General features: G+C 62.2%; 19 protein-coding genes. 15 read left to right on the top strand and 4 right to left on the bottom strand.

The window, feature by feature from the left end:
• On the top strand, positions 1-557 hold a 557-nt coding region (locus FZ938_RS26255; protein ID WP_211101169.1), incomplete at its 5' end, for a hypothetical protein.
• Positions 558-648: 91 nt separating this feature from the next.
• On the opposite strand, the gene FZ938_RS26250 is transcribed toward FZ938_RS26255, so the two are convergent.
• Entirely contained in the window at positions 649-2,025 is a 1,377-nt protein-coding gene (locus FZ938_RS26250; protein WP_158282484.1) for a replication initiation protein, read from the bottom strand.
• 1,689 nt (positions 2,026-3,714) lie between these two features.
• On the opposite strand from FZ938_RS26250, the gene FZ938_RS26245 reads away from it, so the two are divergent.
• Positions 3,715-4,551 (top strand): helix-turn-helix domain-containing protein, encoded by an 837-nt coding sequence (locus FZ938_RS26245; protein ID WP_109154417.1) that lies wholly within the window; start codon positions 3,715-3,717, stop codon positions 4,549-4,551.
• 686 nt (positions 4,552-5,237) lie between these two features.
• On the opposite strand, the gene FZ938_RS26240 is transcribed toward FZ938_RS26245, so the two are convergent.
• The 3 genes from FZ938_RS26240 to FZ938_RS26230 form a co-directional block, all read right to left on the bottom strand.
• Positions 5,238-6,233 (bottom strand): competence protein CoiA family protein, encoded by a 996-nt coding sequence (locus FZ938_RS26240; RefSeq protein WP_158282485.1) that lies wholly within the window; start codon positions 6,231-6,233, stop codon positions 5,238-5,240.
• 267 nt (positions 6,234-6,500) lie between these two features.
• Positions 6,501-6,773: a hypothetical protein gene (locus FZ938_RS26235; protein WP_136705934.1), complete on the bottom strand. Its 273-nt coding sequence runs from the start codon at positions 6,771-6,773 to the stop codon at positions 6,501-6,503.
• 20 nt (positions 6,774-6,793) lie between these two features.
• On the bottom strand, positions 6,794-7,195 hold the full coding sequence (locus FZ938_RS26230) for a hypothetical protein (RefSeq protein WP_136705933.1): 402 nt from the start codon (positions 7,193-7,195) through the stop codon (positions 6,794-6,796).
• A 428-nt stretch (positions 7,196-7,623) separates the two neighbouring features.
• Between FZ938_RS26230 and FZ938_RS26225 the strand changes: the two genes are divergently transcribed.
• The 13 genes from FZ938_RS26225 (at position 7,624) to FZ938_RS26165 (ending at position 18,028) form a co-directional block, all read left to right on the top strand.
• Complete coding sequence (locus tag FZ938_RS26225; RefSeq protein ID WP_109154420.1) at positions 7,624-8,130, top strand: hypothetical protein; 507 nt, start codon at positions 7,624-7,626, stop codon at positions 8,128-8,130.
• A gap of 13 nt (positions 8,131-8,143) precedes the next feature.
• On the top strand, positions 8,144-8,728 hold the full coding sequence (locus tag FZ938_RS26220) for a hypothetical protein (RefSeq protein ID WP_109154421.1): 585 nt from the start codon (positions 8,144-8,146) through the stop codon (positions 8,726-8,728).
• A 175-nt stretch (positions 8,729-8,903) separates the two neighbouring features.
• The gene (locus tag FZ938_RS26215; RefSeq protein ID WP_136705931.1) at positions 8,904-9,266 is read left to right on the top strand and encodes a hypothetical protein; all 363 of its coding nucleotides are present in this window, start codon (positions 8,904-8,906) and stop codon (positions 9,264-9,266) included.
• 89 nt (positions 9,267-9,355) lie between these two features.
• Positions 9,356-9,799 carry a hypothetical protein gene (locus FZ938_RS26210; protein ID WP_109154423.1) on the top strand — a complete coding sequence of 148 codons (444 nt, stop codon included), beginning with the start codon at positions 9,356-9,358 and terminating at the stop codon, positions 9,797-9,799.
• Positions 9,800-9,804: 5 nt separating this feature from the next.
• On the top strand, positions 9,805-10,206 hold the full coding sequence (locus FZ938_RS26205; RefSeq protein WP_136705930.1) for a hypothetical protein: 402 nt from the start codon (positions 9,805-9,807) through the stop codon (positions 10,204-10,206).
• A complete protein-coding gene (locus FZ938_RS26200) occupies positions 10,203-10,634 on the top strand; it encodes a hypothetical protein (protein ID WP_109154425.1) in 432 nt (143 codons plus the stop codon). Before FZ938_RS26205 ends, FZ938_RS26200 begins: the two co-directional genes overlap by 4 nt.
• A 114-nt stretch (positions 10,635-10,748) precedes the next feature.
• Positions 10,749-11,594 (top strand): 3'-5' exonuclease, encoded by an 846-nt coding sequence (locus tag FZ938_RS26195; RefSeq protein WP_109154426.1) that lies wholly within the window; start codon positions 10,749-10,751, stop codon positions 11,592-11,594.
• Between the two features lie 355 nt (positions 11,595-11,949).
• Positions 11,950-13,092, top strand: a complete 1,143-nt coding sequence (locus FZ938_RS26190) for a deazapurine DNA modification protein DpdA family protein (protein WP_109154427.1) — start codon at positions 11,950-11,952, stop codon at positions 13,090-13,092.
• Between the two features lie 172 nt (positions 13,093-13,264).
• A complete protein-coding gene (locus FZ938_RS26185) occupies positions 13,265-13,738 on the top strand; it encodes a DUF411 domain-containing protein (RefSeq protein ID WP_109154428.1) in 474 nt (157 codons plus the stop codon).
• A gap of 23 nt (positions 13,739-13,761) precedes the next feature.
• A complete protein-coding gene (locus FZ938_RS26180; protein WP_109154429.1) occupies positions 13,762-14,391 on the top strand; it encodes a hypothetical protein in 630 nt (209 codons plus the stop codon).
• A gap of 410 nt (positions 14,392-14,801) precedes the next feature.
• Positions 14,802-16,913: a ParB/RepB/Spo0J family partition protein gene (locus FZ938_RS26175; protein ID WP_158282486.1), complete on the top strand. Its 2,112-nt coding sequence runs from the start codon at positions 14,802-14,804 to the stop codon at positions 16,911-16,913.
• A gap of 67 nt (positions 16,914-16,980) precedes the next feature.
• Positions 16,981-17,433: a hypothetical protein gene (locus tag FZ938_RS26170; protein ID WP_109154431.1), complete on the top strand. Its 453-nt coding sequence runs from the start codon at positions 16,981-16,983 to the stop codon at positions 17,431-17,433.
• A 109-nt stretch (positions 17,434-17,542) separates the two neighbouring features.
• A complete protein-coding gene (locus FZ938_RS26165; RefSeq protein WP_136705929.1) occupies positions 17,543-18,028 on the top strand; it encodes an NrdR family transcriptional regulator in 486 nt (161 codons plus the stop codon).
• Positions 18,029-18,044: the final 16 nt, after the last annotated feature.

Raw genomic sequence — 18,044 nt, 5'->3', positions numbered from 1 at the left:
GAACGCTGGCCGGCTTCAGTTCGGAACAGTGGCCGCTTTCAAATCGGAATACCCGGCCGGCTTCATCGGAATCTGCACGACGGGGAGGCGCGGCCGTTCGGGGCGAGGGTTACGAACACGTCATTGCGATGGACGCGGCCTACACGGTGGCGCCACTCGGGGTCAACCTGAGCGCTGCCCCAGGCGCCGCTGGGTCCGACCTGGATGTCAACAGTGTCCTAGCTCGGCTGAACGCGGTCGATCCCGTGGCGAGTAGCGCCAAAACCACAATACAGCGCGAACCGCTGCCCGCGCCTTCGTCCAAGCCGATCAAGCTCTCAGCGGGCCGATCATCCATGGTGCCGCCTGTAAGCCGGTCGACCGACGCGCATCGCTCCGCATGGACCAAGTTCTGCGCCGGCCATCGCTTGAGCGCAGATGAGTGGACCGTGATCCACAATACGGCCGGGCCGCCGATGAACACTCTGGAAGAGAAGCGCCGCAATGGATGCGCAGCTTTGCGCAACGACTTCCTGCCGGCGGCTGAACGTTCGACGTCGACGAAGACCAACGGCTAAGCAGTCGCGCTGCCTACTGGGGAGAGCCACTGGGCGGCCTCCCCGGTGGCCGATCGAGTAAGGTGAGGTCAGTCTGCAAAACGGGGTCAGGTCAGACCCGATTGGCTTTCATAAACTCGTCCTTGATGAGCGGAACCCAGATGTGGAAGTCAACACAGTCCAGCGACACCGCCGGCATCCCCTTGCGTGGGTTCTTGTCAGCATACTTGCTTCTGGCAAGGGCAAGCCAAAGCTGGCGTTGCCTGGCAACCATCCCGCCCAGCGCGAACATGACGCGATATACCGGCTGATCCAGGTCCCGGCTGAACGCTGTTGACCAGACCGAAGCATTGCCCTCGCGGGATTCCAACACGAGATCTCCAAACAGGCTGTTCAGCCAGCGTTCGAATACTCTGGGCGGCCGCTCCGCCTTCACACGATGTCTGACGCACCAGGTGGCCCACAGGTCGATCAATTCATCAATCGGCGCTCCAGGGAACTGTTCCCGATAACGGCTCCGGACCCGAATTCCCAGCTTCGCAGCAAACGCCGACGGGGGCGGCATGCTCGTTTCGGTGGCTCCTGGCAGGTCGAACACAAGCTGGCCAGTGGGCTCCTCCAAGAGCGGGCCGGTTTCGGCTGGTGGCAACGCGGAAGCTGGTCCTTCGAATATGAAGCGGATGTGCGTGCGCTTCTTGGTCCGCTCCTGCAATACCAACTCGTAGCGGATGTTGAATGCAGCGTGTTCGTTGATTTCATCCACAGCGACCTTCAGCACCCGGCGTTCAAAGGCTGCCCATTTGTCGTAGCTCTCGGCGGCAGCGTTCAACACCTGCCTTAGATCGCTAGCAGAGACGGTCCAAGCCAGGGTCTCGCGGTCAGTGTTGGCGCACAGAAGTTGATAGAGGCGGTGGCTGTAACCCGACGTCAGTTTCGCGAGAACTTTGAGCTGAACAAGGAATCGCTCACCCTTCATCGACAGAAGCTTTTCGACCTCTGGGCTGAAGCGCCAGTAGATGACACCATGACTCTCCGGGACCTCAGAGAGTGTGATCAAGCTGATGTTTCTGTGCCGGAGGGTGTTATCTCCCGGAGCGAAATACCCGATGGTGATGACCGAACTTTGCAGGTTCTTCGCAGCGGCCAGAATTCGGCTGTTGCTCTTGTGACTTTCCCATCCCATCGCCCGCTTAACGTCGGTCGCCAGCGCCGAGTAGACGCGGGTACCAGGAGCCGCTTCTCCGGTCACGGCGTCGCTCAGCACCGTATCAGAAGCATGGGCCAGCATAGCATCGAGTAGCTTACGGTCCACCACCGACAAATCGGGGTCTAAGACCTCGATCAGCTCGCGGACCTTCAGGAAGCTGGGATCGCCGTGCATCCAGTTGGAGACAGCGAGAGGACTCCGCCTCGGGCTATTGACCGCTGGCGCCGCCTGTTGGACGCGCACTTCAGCCGAAGTCTCCTCGGCATTCGCAGCCGGCGTCACACGCTTGGTTCCCCTCTCCATAGGCCTTCATGTCTTGATTGTGCCGGTTGCACCATAGTGACGCGGCGGGGGTTATGATGGCAACGGGCTTACGGTGGCTATCAAGGCTGGGGTGACGCAGCGGGGGGCATAATGGCGGCATAGGCGTAGCCTTCATAGCCCTCGGAACGTCACCGTGACGCAGCGGAGGCTATAATGGCCGGCAGCGAGGTGTCGTCGCAGTGCATGGCTTGATGCAGCTTGCGGCTCCAATGGAGCCCTTGCGGAACGCCATCATGGCCTCCGCTGCGTCACGGTGACGCGTTAGAGGCTATCCCCGCGGACTGACCCGCGCCAATACAGCCTCAGGCACGTCATGGTGACGCAGCAGAGGCCATAATGGCCCACAACCGCGACCGACAACTCAGCGGTCGCGATCTAGAGACTATGCCCGCCACGCTGCGCGGAGACAAACGCGCCACCATAGCCTCCAGCACGTCACCGTGACGCGGCGGAGGCTATAAATGCAGACTTGAGTCGCGCCAGCATAGCCTCCGCTGCGTCACGGTGACGTGCTGGGGGCTATAATGGCATATCGCGCAACGGGGGTCCGCCATTATGGCCCCGACCACGTCACGGTGACGTGTTAGAGGCCATGATGGTTCACCGAATGATCACCGTACCCTTGGGGCTGACGCTTCCTTCAGCCTGACTCCAGCAACCTCCTCAGCGTAGGCCACATTCCGTGGGAACGTCGCTTGGCCTTCTAAAACTCAATTTGGTCGCCGAGACGATACACACGAAGCAAGCTCAGCGATACGGGGTAAAGACGCCGAAAATCGACGTCTTTCTCATGTATCGCAGTGCTTGCGAAGCGCCACTTATTGTGCCGGAGGCTGAGTTTTCCAGCTGCTGTAGCGGGTGTCCTAGCACGACTTGGGTCGGCAGACTCGGCAGGCACGTCCTGGCTACCGACTGGCCCGAAGGCGCCAATGCCCCCCAGAAGTGGCGCGGAGCCCAGGACTGGTCCGCTACGTCATCATGGCCACCAATGCGTCGTCCCCATCACGATCTGGCGCAGGGTGTCCGAAAGTGCCGCCATTATGCCCCCCGCTCCGTCACCACGTCGAAACGTAAGACAGGATCGCCCACAACGTCGCCATCATAGCCTCTTAGGCGTCACCACACTGCGGTTTGGCGCATAACGTCCAGTCTCCATTCACCATTGCCGCTGTAAAAGCCGAGCAGATGGCTCCTGCCGTGGGTGACGTCGCATGGGGCATAATGGCGAGATGACTCACTCGCACCTTAGCAGAAGCCACGAATCCGCGTGAGTCGCTGGGGGTGACACCGTGTGGAGCATACTGGTGCGGCCAAAGTCCCGCCATCACGCTCCACGCTGCGTCACCGTGACGTGCCTTGGAGCATCATGGCAAGCAACACTCAGCCGTTATGCCCCCCTCCACGTCACGGTGACGGATCGGAGGCCATAATGGCGGATTCGATCCACGTCGTTCTGTGTGAATCGTTGGACAGCCGTTTAGTCCGGAAGGAAGAAGTGACCATGAACGTCGAAATGTAATGTCGGGCTCCCGCGTGGGGCCTTTCGCATCAAACAGAATTCGAAGTTCGGCAGTGCCGTTCACCCAAGTTTAGCGACTTTGGGCACGATGGTCTATTGCCGTACTTTTATAGAATTGGAGCAACTGCATGGAACACGCTTCCAAGCAGAGGGTGGGGCTTGTGCCCGCACGTTACCTCAACCATCCCGATGTCGGAGTCCTTGAGCTTGGCGTCCTAACGGTCCTGTCCATCCATGCAGACCGCACCGGGCTGTCCTGGCCGTCGCAGACCACAATTGCGACCACGCTGAAGATCAACCGCTCGACGGCGAACAGCGTGCTGGCGAGGCTCGTCAGCTTGGGGCTGGTTGTGAAGGGCCAACATCCGAATCCGAAGATCCGGGTCTGCACCTACCAGCTCCCCGGACACGAGACGCTGTTGGACGGCTTCTTGGGCAGCCTCCACCATGCTGTCGACGAGGTGCCAACCACTGTTGCCGACGGCGACACAGAACACCCCGAACATCTCCATCAAGAATCTCTCTCTCTTGGGCGCGCGAGCGCGCTGGAGGGAGACACCGATCTTGGTGATGACGGCACAGCGAACCGGACCGTCCCAACGCCGCCAGACCCGCTAGACGACGGCTGGACCCCTTCGCATGCCGACCTGTCCTTTGCCACCACAGCTCGCCCGGATTTGAGTTCGGAAGACGTGGCGAACGTCGCCCAGAAGTTCGTCGGCCACTACCGCGGCCAGCCCCTGCCCGACCCCTCGTCCATCTTCCGCTGCTGGATCAGGAAGGAGATCAAGCGCCATGACCGTTCCGCCAATCATGCTGCCCCGGGCCCCGCATCCGTCTACGACACCGATCGGCGAGCGGCGAGGCGAGGTGGTGCCGTTCCAGCGGCTGCCGGCCAAGCCCGCTTTGACGCCTGGGCTCGAGCGGCTCTTGCGCGCCGAGCAGGTTTCCCTCACCTCAGCTGAACCGGCAAGTCCGAAGGACGGAGCACATCACCGGTTTGAGTTTCTCGGGACCACCGAGAAGGCCTGGCGAGCCAGCCCAGTCCCGGCGGCCGAGCGCACAGCCGCTGAAGAGGCAATGGCGGCGTTCGACGAATACCTGCGTCCGCAGGATTGGGAAACCAACGCCCGCGCCATGCGCGCCGTTGCCGTGCTGCTCTCCTACTATCGGCAGCCGGACCGGGCTCTGGAGATGGAGGAAGATATCGCAGGCCAGTGGGGCGAGGACATCGAGGAGTATCCCCTGTGGGCCGTCGAGGAAGCGTGCCGGATATGGCGCCGCACCCCGGATAACCGACGGGCGCCCTACCCTGGCGAGATCCGTGCGATGTGCGAGCGGCTGGTCGGCCAAGCCCGTCAGCAGCGCGACCGCTTGCGTCGCTGTCTGGAGATGCCGTCGCAGATCGCAGCTCCAAGGCGCCTGACGACCGCCGAGCGCACCGCGCTGGATGAGCGCCGACGGGCCGAGCGCGTCGCAGAGATCGCTCGGTTTGACGAGATGAAGGCCCGGCTGGTGGCCGAAGGCAAGTGGCCGGGCAGTGTCGCGACCCCGGCTTCGGCACCGGCTCCATCGTCCAACTGCGACACGGAGATAGAGGCGGGCGGTGCGCAGCCGAACACCACGGGCAGCTTCCAGCGTCTGTCCGCGGCTATATCGGCTCCGGTGTGTTCGGCCATTCCCAGCGCGGCCGAACCCGCTCCTGCAGAGACCACTCCTGACCATCCGACAACGACCAGCAACGCTGATGCGCCGGGTCCAGCAGAGCCTGATTCAATCGGTGGAGGGATTGCGGCGCATCGCACGCCGGGCAGTAGCCCTGGAGCTCGGGCTTTGCATCCGCGTGCCTTGGTGGGCGGAGCACCGACAAGTCTGGAACGGACCGCAAAAGCATCGGCACGGCCTGCCGGTAGGCAGCATAGATTTCCGGTACCTTTGCCAGGTCCTTTGCCAGGAGCCATCCCTTGGGGGCAAAAATGCCAAGGGGGGCGTTCACAAAGCTCACCAGCAGCATTTGGTTCTGAAAGCACTTCCAGCAGTTTGATGGGGAGGCAACCGCCGACAGCGATAGGGTGTGCGCGGCAGGCTCGGGCAAACGCACCCGACGGCTCAGCAACAACGTCACGAAGTCGCTGATGGAGGTCTGCCGGCCATCGCCATGGTCAACCCATGGTGCCAGGATCCCGTCACGCAGCGGAACCAGGTGGAATAGCGGCAGATCACGATTGGGCTCGTAGTCCGGCAGGCTGAAGCCGATCAACCACGCGCCGCGCACGCCGTCGGCAGCGTAGGCTGCTTGCCGGCGCTCGATCTCGTCCAAGGCACAGCGAGACATCTGGATCTCAATAGCGACGCTCCACCCTCGCACCGGATGTTGCACGAGGACATCAGCCCGCCAGCGGCCATCAGGTCCGCGTGCTTCCGTCGTCACGGTCAGGCCGAGCGCTTCGGCTGCGCGTGCGGCAAGCGTCTTCGCGACTATATGCTCAGGTGACTCTCGGTGTTCGCAGCTGGTACCGGGAGCGTGACGAAAAAACCGCCAGCCGCGCGAACTGATCACTGGCACGACAGGGGTGGAGCAGCAGCTGGCCGCTAGGCCAAGCTCCCGGTAGGTGGCTTTAAGCGCGTCCCACTCCGCGTCGGTCATGGACCAGGCAGGGAACCGAGCGCCAGCGGTGGAGAAGGCGAGGAGGGGCATAGCTGGGAGTCTATCCTGAAGCAGAGTGCTGGGCAAAGGGATCACCAACACTTCGACCGGAGACTTCAAAGCTAGGGCGCGTGCCGGTTAGTCGACTGGCCGTGATGCGGCCGCCATGCCAACTGCCCATCGAAAAGCACTACGCTGATGACCTATGCGGGCCTGATCCTCACGGCCGACGAAGAGACACGTCCGCCGGTGCATGCTCGCTTCAAATCAATCGGAGAACTGTCCGGGAATGGGCTCACCGTGTTCGTCCACCCATGGGCCGGCGTCATCCAGCCCAGCCATTATTCCCTTCGGCCCGTGGCGTAATTCATCCGCAAACATCCGGGCTTCGTCGGCGTCGGCGTCCGGACCAAGGTTGTATGCGACTAGAAACAGGCGGCCGTCGTCGTCAAGTCGCACATCAACCCAATCAGGACCGCTCTTGATCCGAACAACTGGCGCCTCGTTATGAAAGTGGGGCGGCAGAATGGGATTGGTCATGCCGAATTCCTGTCCATGTGTCAGTTCAACCAATGCGCGGCCGATATGAAAAACATAGCGTCCGTCGGCGCCGTGATCCCCGCGTCGAGTATCACCTCGCCATAGCCGCCGATTGTCGGGTCAATCGCCATCCGAGCAGCAATAGCGGCCTCGCTATAGGTCGGGAAAACAGCGCAGTTGGTTCCAGATCGGCCGCTGTAGAACATCGCGCAGGTTCCGGGATAGCCTTCGGGAACCCGTGCTACGGCGAGATCTCCGCCGAGATGATTGCTTATCGTACCGACGATGTGTGCGGGCTGAGCGCCTTCATAGTGACCTCCGAAGAGACGAGCGATCCGGGCGCACGCCACCTCCGCTCGATGGTCAATTCGCATGTGGGTCAGGGCCAAGCGCTCGCTGGCGGCGAATGGGGTGTGTCCCATTGGTCGGGTATCCCTCTCTATCGTCCACCAACGTCGAGGCCGGACGCCGGCACCATCATTCGCAGCGGACTGTTCAAGCTACCAAAAGGCGGTGGTAACGCGCGCATGTGAAAGACATCGCTTTCTATCGTTTCTCGCGCGGCTCCGGATCGGTAATGCGTAAACGCCCGGTCTTGATCATTATCGGGCGGCAAGAGTGCCTCACTTCCAATGTCTTACCAGGACGCGAAGTAAAAGTTAAAATAATTAAGGGGAGGCACGGCACGGTACATTGGCGAAGACCAAAATAGCGTAAGTTGGTCTGATTTAATTCTTGAAAATCGTACAAAGCGCACATATTGTAGGCCTATTCGGCGCCGGAAACTGCGCTAACCCGCCGACCTCCCCATCGGACGGGTCCAATTGCGAGGTGCATCATGTCAGAATACATGGCTGCTGCGATCATGATCGGTGGTCCGCTTCCCCATTTTCTTCGTGAGTCTCTGGCTCGCGTCGTGGCCGAGCAGGGCGTCGGGCTTGAGTATGGAGAGGGACCGCTTCTGCAGGAGGAAGTCCTCACCCTGATTGACGAGACGATCCGTTTGGGCGAGACGCTCCGCCTTTGTGACGATGAAGCGGCGAACGGCGAGTTCCAAACGCTGGAGGCGTTCCTGCGCTCGCACGGCGTTGCCTACAAGCGCACGTCCGATGCCAAGTATGAGGCGGATGGGCAAGCGATCCTGTTCGACGGGGCCAAGATCATCGCCCACAAGGCGACCCAGCGCGGCAAGGTGACCGCCGCCTATCGGGACATTGAGCAGGCAATTGCCGAAGGGCGCTTCGAGGCGCTGCTGGCGGAACTTCGGTTGGTCGAGGAAGGTCTGCCACCGCTCACCGATGCACCGTCGCCCGCCGCGTCCGATGTCGGCGCCCAGGCGATCTTGCTGGCTGCTTGAGCGGGAGAGAGCGATGAAGACGCTGCACGCTCATCACATGACCACGATCGGCCTTATCGCAGGTGACCCGACTTCGGAAGCCACATGTCTTGCCGTCGGCGACGTGTCGGAGGCCATGTTCAAGGAGGGAGGCCATCCCGGCAACCTCTTCGCCTATGTGCCGCTGGGCGGGGATGCCACCGTGATGAAGGCCCTCGGCCTGTCACCTAAAGCGTTGGCTGCGACGTTCGCCCAAGCACCCGCCATGCGGGACCTGCTGTTGGAAATGGAAGGCCGGATCGCTGCCTTTTCGGATCTGTGTGGTGCGGTCCAGTACACGGACACGGCGGCGGTGTGGGAGCTACTGGACGGATTTCGCGAAATGATCGGTGCCACGCTTGGCAAGCGCGGGCCGGTGGAAGACGAAGCCCGCCGGCATTGCGTGCTGAACGAGCCCAATGCTGCTGTCCAAGTACAGGCTGACCGCCTGACCGTGACCGTTAAGCGTGCCGACGATGGGGTGTCGGTCTACGTGACCGGACCCGATGGTGGCGACATCACATCCACCTGGGCGCTGTTCTCCGATGCGGCGGATGGCTTCGAGCGGGAGGCAGCATAATGGCGAGGATCATTGATCTCAGCTGCCTCATCAACGCCGCGCGTGAACGTGATCTGCCGTGCGTGGACGCCTGCGTGCGGGCCATCGGGTAACGTTTCCCGGTTGAGCAGTTGGGACGGTGAGCATGTCTTGCCGTCCCTTCCCCTCCCCTATCCCGCGCAAGAAGGACGACGCCATGCGTGGCGAGCATCACCACCCGTCGTATCGGGATCACTTTCGGGTGGCCGACAAATACATCGAGATCCAGGCCAACCACACGCGTCGGAACCGGATGCCGCGAGGGCACGAACTGACCCAACAGATCATGCGTGCGCAGGCCTTCCGCATGGTCGAAGAGGAAGATCGCTCCTGGCACATCATCTTTGGCCGCGCGTGCGTTGGCGTGATCCGCGAGAACGCAAACGGGTCCTTTTCCTGCGGGATGTTCCACGAGCCTGCACATCGGTCCCCGAAGAGCGCTCTACGCCGCTTGGCCTGCCGGGTCCTGGGTATCGATCCGAACGCGATTCATGACGACGGCGGAAAGCCCGGACGGTGACGTCTGGCGGGTCCGACGATCAGACGTAACGCGACACCCTTCCCATCACCCAACAGGGCTGCCAAGGAGCGGCCCGCAACGAGGACACTGTGAGCGCCACTCTCCCCCCGTCCCTGCCGTCGAAGTCCGACTTAGAGGCCCTCACGCCGCACCTCCGGGCCGGGCTGGTCGTGATCGGCCTGACCAGAACCTCGGTGAACGTCGAGGACTTTGGCGGCGCCGAGCCCAGCCTCCAGATCAGCATTGACGGCCACATCTACGTGCGCCCCCACCTTGGCGAGCACGATGGCGCTCCCGCCGTGCTCTGGGCCGTCGACGCCGTGCGCTACACTCCCGCCACCCGACAGGCTCCAGCGGACGCCGAAGTGGCAGTTGTCGAAGACGGACTCCGGGGCCCCTTCCCCGCGCTGCGGCGAGCTCTCCAGGTCATCACCGATGACATTCTCGAACGGGCGGCCGATACGGTGGCAATCGGCCTCGATCTCACCGCTCACCAGCGCCAGACCAAGAGCATCGGGGCGCTCGCGGCGTGAGCAGGGTGACCGTCGCCCAGATGGCCGCCCATATCGCGCATCTCTGCGAAACGCATGAGATCGTGATCGAGGGGCATTCCCGCGGCGGCCGCGCCTTCCGCAAGGAACGGCGGGTGAAGATCCGTCCGGTGAAGTCGGCGGCCACTTATGCTGTGGCGCTACACGAAGTCGGCCACATCCTCGGCCCCTGGCAGTCTCAGACCCGCTTGTGCAGCGAGGCCGGCGCGTGGATGTGGGCCAAGGAGCATGCGTTGCTGTGGACGCCTGTCATGGAGCAGAAGCTGCGAGCGTGCCTTGCCAGCTATATGCACTGGGCGACGCGCCGTTCCAATCACGTTTCCATGCCTGAGCCCGAACACCCTTTCTGGGCGCTGTTGGGCCAACCTGCACCGGAGGCATCCTCATGACCATTCCCTCCTATCGTCCGGGCGAGACAACGGCGGCCGACGCCGAGCGCCTTACCACGATCCACGACTTGGCACGCGTGCTGGGTATCGACGCGACCCAAGATGCGCTGTCGAGGTTTGTCTACGACCAGACGGCCTGCGGCGCGTGGATTGCCATGGTGCGTGCTGAGACCGCTTACCGGGTAACAGGGGTCCGGCTGGGCAGTAACGTCGAGGGGATCGATGTGGCGCCGCCTGAGCGGCTTCTCGCCTTACCTTTTACGCTGGCCGAATTCCGTGCCGCACTAACAGAGATCGAGGACGAGGTGACAGTCATCTGGCGGCGCACGCACGGCTGCTTGGAATGTGGTCCCGGCGACCCTGAAACCGGCCTTCGCTCGGTTCGTGAGGGATGCCCGGCCTGCGGCGGTCATGGGCGTGTTCTCTGATCCTGGTCGAGAGCAGTCGTCGGCTAAGACAGACCGGCACCGGGCTCAATCTTTGCCGTTGCAGGGTCACAGGCTCGCAACGCACACTCCCCAGCTCCTCCCGGGGGTTTTACCATGCACGACACGCTCCTCGCCCTTGATATTGAGACGATCCCCGACGCCGAGATCATCCCGGCGGACTGGCCGGCCGAGAAGTTTCCGCCGCATCACTGTCACCGCATTGTCGCCGTGTCGTTTGTCGAGGCGGAGATCGATCGTAGCTCCGGCGTTGAGCGTTACCTGATCCGGAGCTGCCGATCGGGCGGAGATCTCGATTATGATGAAGAGCGCATCCTTCGGGGGTTCTGGCAGCGCTTCGGCAAGGTGCGTCCGCGTGTCATCTCCTGGAACGGGCGTGGGTTTGACCTCCCAGTGCTGCGGCTCCGGGCGATGCTGTACGGCATCCAGGCAGCCGCGTGGTTCCAGTCGGGAGACAAATGGACCAACTACGGGCAGCGTTACCAGCCAGACTGGCATTGCGATCTAATGGAGCAGGTGTCCGACTACGGCGCTGGACAGCGGATCGGCCTGCAGGACATTTCGAACATGCTTGGGTTGCCTGGGAAAGCTGGGTTCGGCCATGGATCGGAAGTCGCCGACATGATGGCGCGCGGAGAGGTCGAGAAGGTGCGGGCGTACTGCGAGACGGACACGTTGAACCTCTACATCGCCTACATTCGATGGGCGCTGCTCACTGGACGAACGGACCCGGCGGGCCACAACGCGAGCATCGACAGCTTGGTGGACTGCCTTTCGCGAGAGAGAAGCACGCGGCCACACCTTGGCGAATTTCTGGACCGCTGGCAGGCCTCGAAGCGACCCTATCCGATGCATGTCCCGGTGCCACGTCAGGCCTTCGTTGACCGGCCTCACCTCGAAAGCAGCGACGTTCTCACCACCACTTCTACTGAAGTGATCTGATTAGAGCTTGCTTGTGCTATCCGAACGCGGCGCGTTCGCCATCTGCCTCATATCTCGGGAGTACGGTGAAAGTGCCGGCTTGGTCGAGCTGTGGCAGCGGTTCCCGTTACTGTCAGAACCGAAGAGGCACGGCGGGCGGTTTGCCTGAACGCGTTGAGCATACCGGTCGCCGATGCAAAGCTGGTGTCAATGTACTATTCGGACTTTGGAATAGTGCCGGCCACTGTCAGAGTTGAACAATAATCTGCCCCGTAAATTTCAATGAACGGGTGGCTAACGAGCCACGTTTTTATTGTGAGCGCGCGCTCTGTACGATATTCTTAGTGCGTTCCCCCAATGCACTGAGTCACCAATCATGGTCGAGATGATCTTAGGCTTGCCTCATCTTCGCAAAGGGCCGCTCCTTTCCCGCGCTCGTGAACTTGGCGTTCCGGTGCTTGTCAGCGCTAACGCATTTGCGGTGTACCGAAAGGACGATCTGGGCATTCCATACTTCGACGGCTTCGACGGAAGCACCTTCGCCAATGCAAGCGGGATGAACCTTCAGCTTGACAGTGGCGGTTACTCGGCCATGAAGCAATACTCGGGCTGGCCTTGGGGGCCGCAGGAGTACATCACCTTCGCCAGCTCCCTGCCGGTAGTGCGCTTCTATAGCATGGACTATTGCGTCGAGCCGGAAGTGGCCGGCTCGACTACTGAGGTTCATGACCGGATCTCCCGCACAGTGCGCCTCAACGTGCTCTGCCGAAACCTAGCCATCGAGGCGGGCTCCATCGCCCGCTTTGCTCCTGTGGTGCAGGGCTGGCACGCCGCGGACTACGGGCGCTGCATCGAGCGCATGCCGTGGCTCTCGGAGCACTCGGTCGTCGGAATCGGCTCCTTTTGCCGACGGCAGCCGCACGGCCCGAATGGCGTTCTCCAAATCCTCTCGCATCTGGATCGTTGGTTACCGGCCAACTGTCGGGTTCACCTCTTCGGATTGCACGGAGAGGCCATGGAGCTGTGCCGTGAGCACCCGAGGGTCATCTCGGTCGATAGCCAAGCTTGGGGTAAGACGGCGCGTTGGGAGGCCTTCCATCGCCGGCGTGGCACTCATGGCGGGCGCAAGACCGATAAGGCTCAGATCGCTCTTCCGTTGCCCGGCCTGGAGCCGCAAGCACCTATAGCGGATCCCGATTTCAAGAAAACGGACGCATACTGCGCCGAGGTGATGACCGGTTGGATGAACCGCCAGACCCGACGGCTGAAGAAGGGCGGGTTCGTGTTCCAGGAGGCCCTTCCACTCCTTGCTTCCGTCGCCGCGGCGCCAAAGAACGATTTCGAGGCCTGCATCGAGCGGGCGAAGGAGGAAATCCGTCAGCTCATCGAGGACGGAGAAATGGAACACGACCAGATCACCGAAAACCTGATTCTGGGGTGGGCAACCGACCTCCTGGACGATACGGACGCTGCAGACCAGGGCCTGGATGCGGCCTGCGCCCTCCCCTTGGCTGCCTGACCGTGCCCGCAAAAAAGCCGCGGCCGCACCCCCGTTCGGGCATTTCGCCGGCTGTCCAAGTCCGACGACACAGCGGAAAGGCGACGATAATCAGCGTCTCTCTAAGGCGAGAGCGTCACCCTTGCCGGTTTAATCTCCCGGCAACGGAAACGGCCCATTCAACAGGTGCACCATGATCCATGTCGAACGCCGCAGCTTCCTTCGTGGAGCCCTCGCTCTCGCCGCTACCGGCGTCGTCGTACCAGTCGCCATACAGCCGCTCGCCGCCGCCAGCGTCCCTGAGCTGCGGGTCTATCGGGACGCGTCCTGCGGATGCTGCGGCGCCTGGGTGAAGCGGATGGAGGCCGAGGGGTTCCATCCGACTGTCGTCATGGTCGACGATCTCGCGCGCAAGAAGGCTGAACTTGGCCTGCCTGACTCCCTCTGGTCGTGCCATTCCGCCACGATTGACGGTTATGTGCTTGAGGGGCACGTCCCGCCCAGTTCCGTGAAGCGCTTGCTGACCGAGCGACCCGATGCCCGAGGCATCGCGGTGCCCAACATGCCCATGGGGGCGCCGGGTATGGAAATGGGCGGGAGGAAGGAAACCTATGCGGTCGTGATCTTTGCCGATGGCGCCGATCCTGCCGTGTGGGAATGGCATTGATCCGTACGGGAGGCGCTGTTCTCATGAGGCTGATCCAGCTCGTTGCCGTTCCCTTCGCCCTCCTGGGGGTGGCGGCGTGCGCTCGGTATCCGTTGGGCATGTCGGAGTCCGAGTTCAAGGCGTTGTCGGCCGAACAGCAGCTTGAGGCGCGCAGCAAACAGGCGGAACTGGATACGGCCGAGGAGCGCCGCCGTGCAGAGGAGCTTGCCGCCCGGCGCCAGGAGCGGGCGGCTTACATGGCGCGGCTCAATGCTGGCGGAGTGTTCGCGGGGCCGATGCTGGGGCCTTGGGGTGGTGCGGTCCCCTACCCCGTTCCGGTGCCGGTTCCCAGCAACCCGATCGCAAGCGCCTACTCGCGCATCCTAATCGTGGGCGGCGTGGTGAACGTGCCGGTCGGGGACGGTCTTGTCAGGACGAGGCGCGACTGGCGACCGGCGCTCCCAGTACCCGTTGTTCTGGCCGAGGGTGAAACCGCACTCATTGAGATTGAGCGCGCCGACCGGAAACCCGGTTCGAACACGCTGCGCGTCGCACGTCTGAGCGGGACAATAGTCGTCGGATACGATCAGGAGATCTATCCTCTGGCGGGAACCTATCCGTTCGAAATCAGCGGAGTGATCCGTGGCGCGGTGATCTCAATTGCACCGGGGTGATCCCATCCAGGGGGGCGCAGTGTTGAAGTCGCAAAACGGGAAGAGGACGGCGCGGGAGGCTTCGCCGTCCTCACTCCTTTTGCGGCGCGCTTACCCGGAGCAGACGAGGGCGTTCATTGCCCATTGTTTTGGCTGTGTGCTGGCCGCCAGAAACGGTATTTAATTTCAATACCCGGCACCGCATGAGCCGACACTCACTGAATATTTTTTGGGGAACGCCATTTTCTAAAAGAGACGGTGAGGATCTCTGTCGTCTGCTTCTGACGTCGGGGCGTTGACAAATATTCGACCTAGACGATAGAAAAAAGATTTGAGTATCGCATTTTTGCGCTTGCTCTTATGCGCTCTGTACGATGTATTTGTCCCTGTGCATCGCGTTTCCCCAACGCACTACAGCAGGAACACATACCATGATAAAGTCGATTGCCCTTTCAAATCTCCGCCGGTCGGACCGTAACGTTCGGAAGACCTATCCGTTTGCTGATGTCCAGTCTATGGCGGCTGATATCAAGGCGCGGGGTTTGCTCCAGAACCTGATCGTCATTCCGACCGAGGCCGACGACGACACCTTTGAAGTCGTTGGCGGCGGGCGGCGTCTGGCCGCTCTGGAACTCCTGCGGACCAAAGGCGAGATCGACGGGACTTACGCCGTCGATTGCGCGGTTCGGGAGGCTGACGAGGCCGAAGAGGTGTCGCTTGCGGAGAATGTCCAGCGAGTGAATATGACGCCTGTGGACGAGTACCGTGCGTTTGCCGCGCTTTTGGAGCAGGGCAAGACAGCTGAGAACATTGCCATCCGCTTCGGACTCCCGGTGCGTGCGGTCCAACAGCGTCTGAAACTGGGGCGGCTTAGCCCACGTTTGCTGGACCTGTTCCGTGACGGCAAGATCGACAAGGACGTGTGCGAGGCGTTCACGTTGTCGGACGATCATGCCATCCAGGAGCGTGTTTACGACGCGCTCAAGCAGTCTCATTCGCTGCACCCGTACCATATCCGGAAAGAGTTGGCGCAAGAGCGGGTGCCGGTGACATCCAAGCTCGGGACCTTTGTTCGCGCGGACTACGTGGCGAAGGGCCTGCCCGTCACCGAGGACCTGTTCAAGGAGGATGGGACTTATCTGGACGACCGCACCGCCGCCTTGGAGATTGCCACCGAAAAACTGCGGCGGGAGTGCGACCGGCTGGTCGCCGAAGGCTGGGCATGGGCGAAGCCGATGCTGGAATACGATCATGCGGTGTTCGCGTCGATGCGGAGCACTCGACCGGACCAGGAACGTCAACTCACGGCCGATCAGGAAGACGAGCGCTTGGCTCTGGTCGTTGCGCACAACGAGATCCTCTCCCGCTATCACCCGGAACTCACGGTCGGCAGGCCCGGCGGCGCTGCATCCGTGGAGGATGATGCAGAGTTGGAGGACGACGAAGATGAGGGGGACTACGAGGACGGTTTCGATGAGGGCGACGAGGACGCTCCCGAGATTCCGCAGGAAGACCTCGACCGCATGGCCGAACTCAAGCGCCTGATTGCCAGGATCGATGCGTCGAAGGGGCGGTTCTACAGCGCCGAACTGAGAGCCAAGGCTGGGGTCTTCGTGCTGATCGGCAGCGACGGCGACTTCGATCTGCGCGAGGGCTACATCGCTCCGGACGCGGCTGGTGAAGGCGAGGCCGCGAAAGCGGCGTCCGCTGGCACGCTCATGCAGACCTGTTCCGATAGATGCGCGAGCAAGCCTGCGCGAGGGCCGTATACGGCGGCTCTGGTCACAGACCTGGAGGCTCACCGAACTCAAGCCTTCCAGCTGGCTCTTGCGCAGGAACCGCAGTACGCGAAGAGCTATCTGATCTATACGCTATGGGTGAAGCTCTCCATGCGCTGCAACATGGCGGCGGCATCGAACCTGTCGGGGCATTTTGAGCGGCTCTCGGGGAGCGTGGTGAAGATGGGCGAGACGCCCGCTGGTGCTGCCCTCGCCAAAATGCTTAACGCCTTCAAGAGCATGATCGAACCGGAGGACGGCTACAGCGGGCGTGAAGCGTTGCCGCTGTTTCAGACGATCCACAGCCTGTCCGATGCGGACAAGGATGCGGTCCTGGCCGTGCTGTTCGCGCAGACGATCAGCGTCAGCTTGTCCGAGCATGGCGGAAAGCGGGATGACGTGGTTGAGCATATCGGCACCGAGATCGGATGCGATCCGGCTCGCACATGGAGGCCAACCGCGCCGGAGTTCTGGTCGCGCGTGTCGAAGGGGTTCGTGCTGGACGAAGTGGCCGTGGTCGGCAAGGGGGTGCAGACACTCGCCCCCGCCAAGAAGGCCCAGATGGTCAGCACGCTCGACCGTTGGTTTGGATCGCCCGACGCCATCATGCTCTCGGAACTTGGTCCTGTCGCCGCCGCCGCCGATGCTCCGATCCCGCAGGATATGGTGGCTGGCATCCAGCAGTGGCTGCCGCCCGGAATGGCGTTCGCTGCCGCGGAGGAAGAAGGCAGCTTGGTGACCGGCGCGAACGAGGAAGCCGCCTGATCTGAGTGGCGCGCGTGACCACGCGTCGCGCGCCCTCCCCCGCCAGCCCGAAAGCGAGAATGCCGACATGGACACCCAGATCACGATCTCCGACAAGGAAGCGGCCAGCCTTCTGGTCCTGCTGCAATTCCTCAAGACCAGCTCGGCAGTGCCCGACGAAAGCGAGTTCGACCATCCGGAGGGCTCCCTCGACGATACCGAGATCGAACGCCTATGCCAGCGTCTGGCAGGGTACCGGCAAGCCATCGCCGCAGATGTTCAGCACGTCGGTGTTCCATTGTCCGACACCGACTCCGGCATGGAGAAGATTGAAGCAGAAGGTAATCCGGTGCCCTATATCGTCCGGGTTCGCGCCAGCATCGGCGCGGATTATTGCGTGCACGCGTGCAGTGCTGCGGAGGCCGAGCGAAAGGCTGAACGGATTGCCCGCATGGACGACTGGTCTACTCGCATCTCCGACAACGACAGCAGCATGGACAGCTTTGCCGTGATTGACAGCCAGCGGGAGGGTGAGGGCTGACTTCGCGATGTGCGCGCGAAAGGCGACGGAAACCGACGTCTTTCGAGTGGGACGGGTCGGCGGATGAATCGCTACACTTCCAGCCCGTGACTTCACACGGGAGCCGACCATGGCCGCTGGCAGCAACACAACCATCGCCAAGATAAGCGGACGAGCAAAGCCTAGCGCGATGGCTTGCCCACGCTGCGGCAGCACGCTCAACGGTGTCACCGAGACCCGCACCCAGTCCGACAACAGCATCCGCCGCAAGCGTACCTGTGCCAGTTGCCGGGGAACCTGGATGACGGCCGAACGTGCGCTGAGCCCCGGTCCGGGGGACGAGCGCACTCAGCTTGGGTTGCGGACCTTCACAGGCCATGACCCTTGCCCAGCTCCCGATCCGCATACTGGTCCTGTGGCTCCATTGGCGCTGTTTCTGCCTTGGCTGGAAGACCATGAACGCGAGCTTCTGCTTCTCTCCCGCCAGCTCCGGCCTGAGGACCGCCGCGTCCTCAGGGAGCTGACCCGTTCGCTCGGGGCCGGGACAGCTGCCGAGGCACTGCCGGATGGGGGCGGCACCCAAATCGACCAATGTGTGGAAGACGTGGGTGTGTAAGAAGTGACTGCCGCCA

This window comes from Azospirillum oryzae (genome assembly GCF_008364795.1).
Classification (GTDB): Bacteria; Pseudomonadota; Alphaproteobacteria; order Azospirillales; family Azospirillaceae; genus Azospirillum; species Azospirillum oryzae.
The sequence above is the reverse complement of the archived record's forward strand: the minus strand, read 5'-3'. Positions and strand labels throughout refer to the sequence as shown.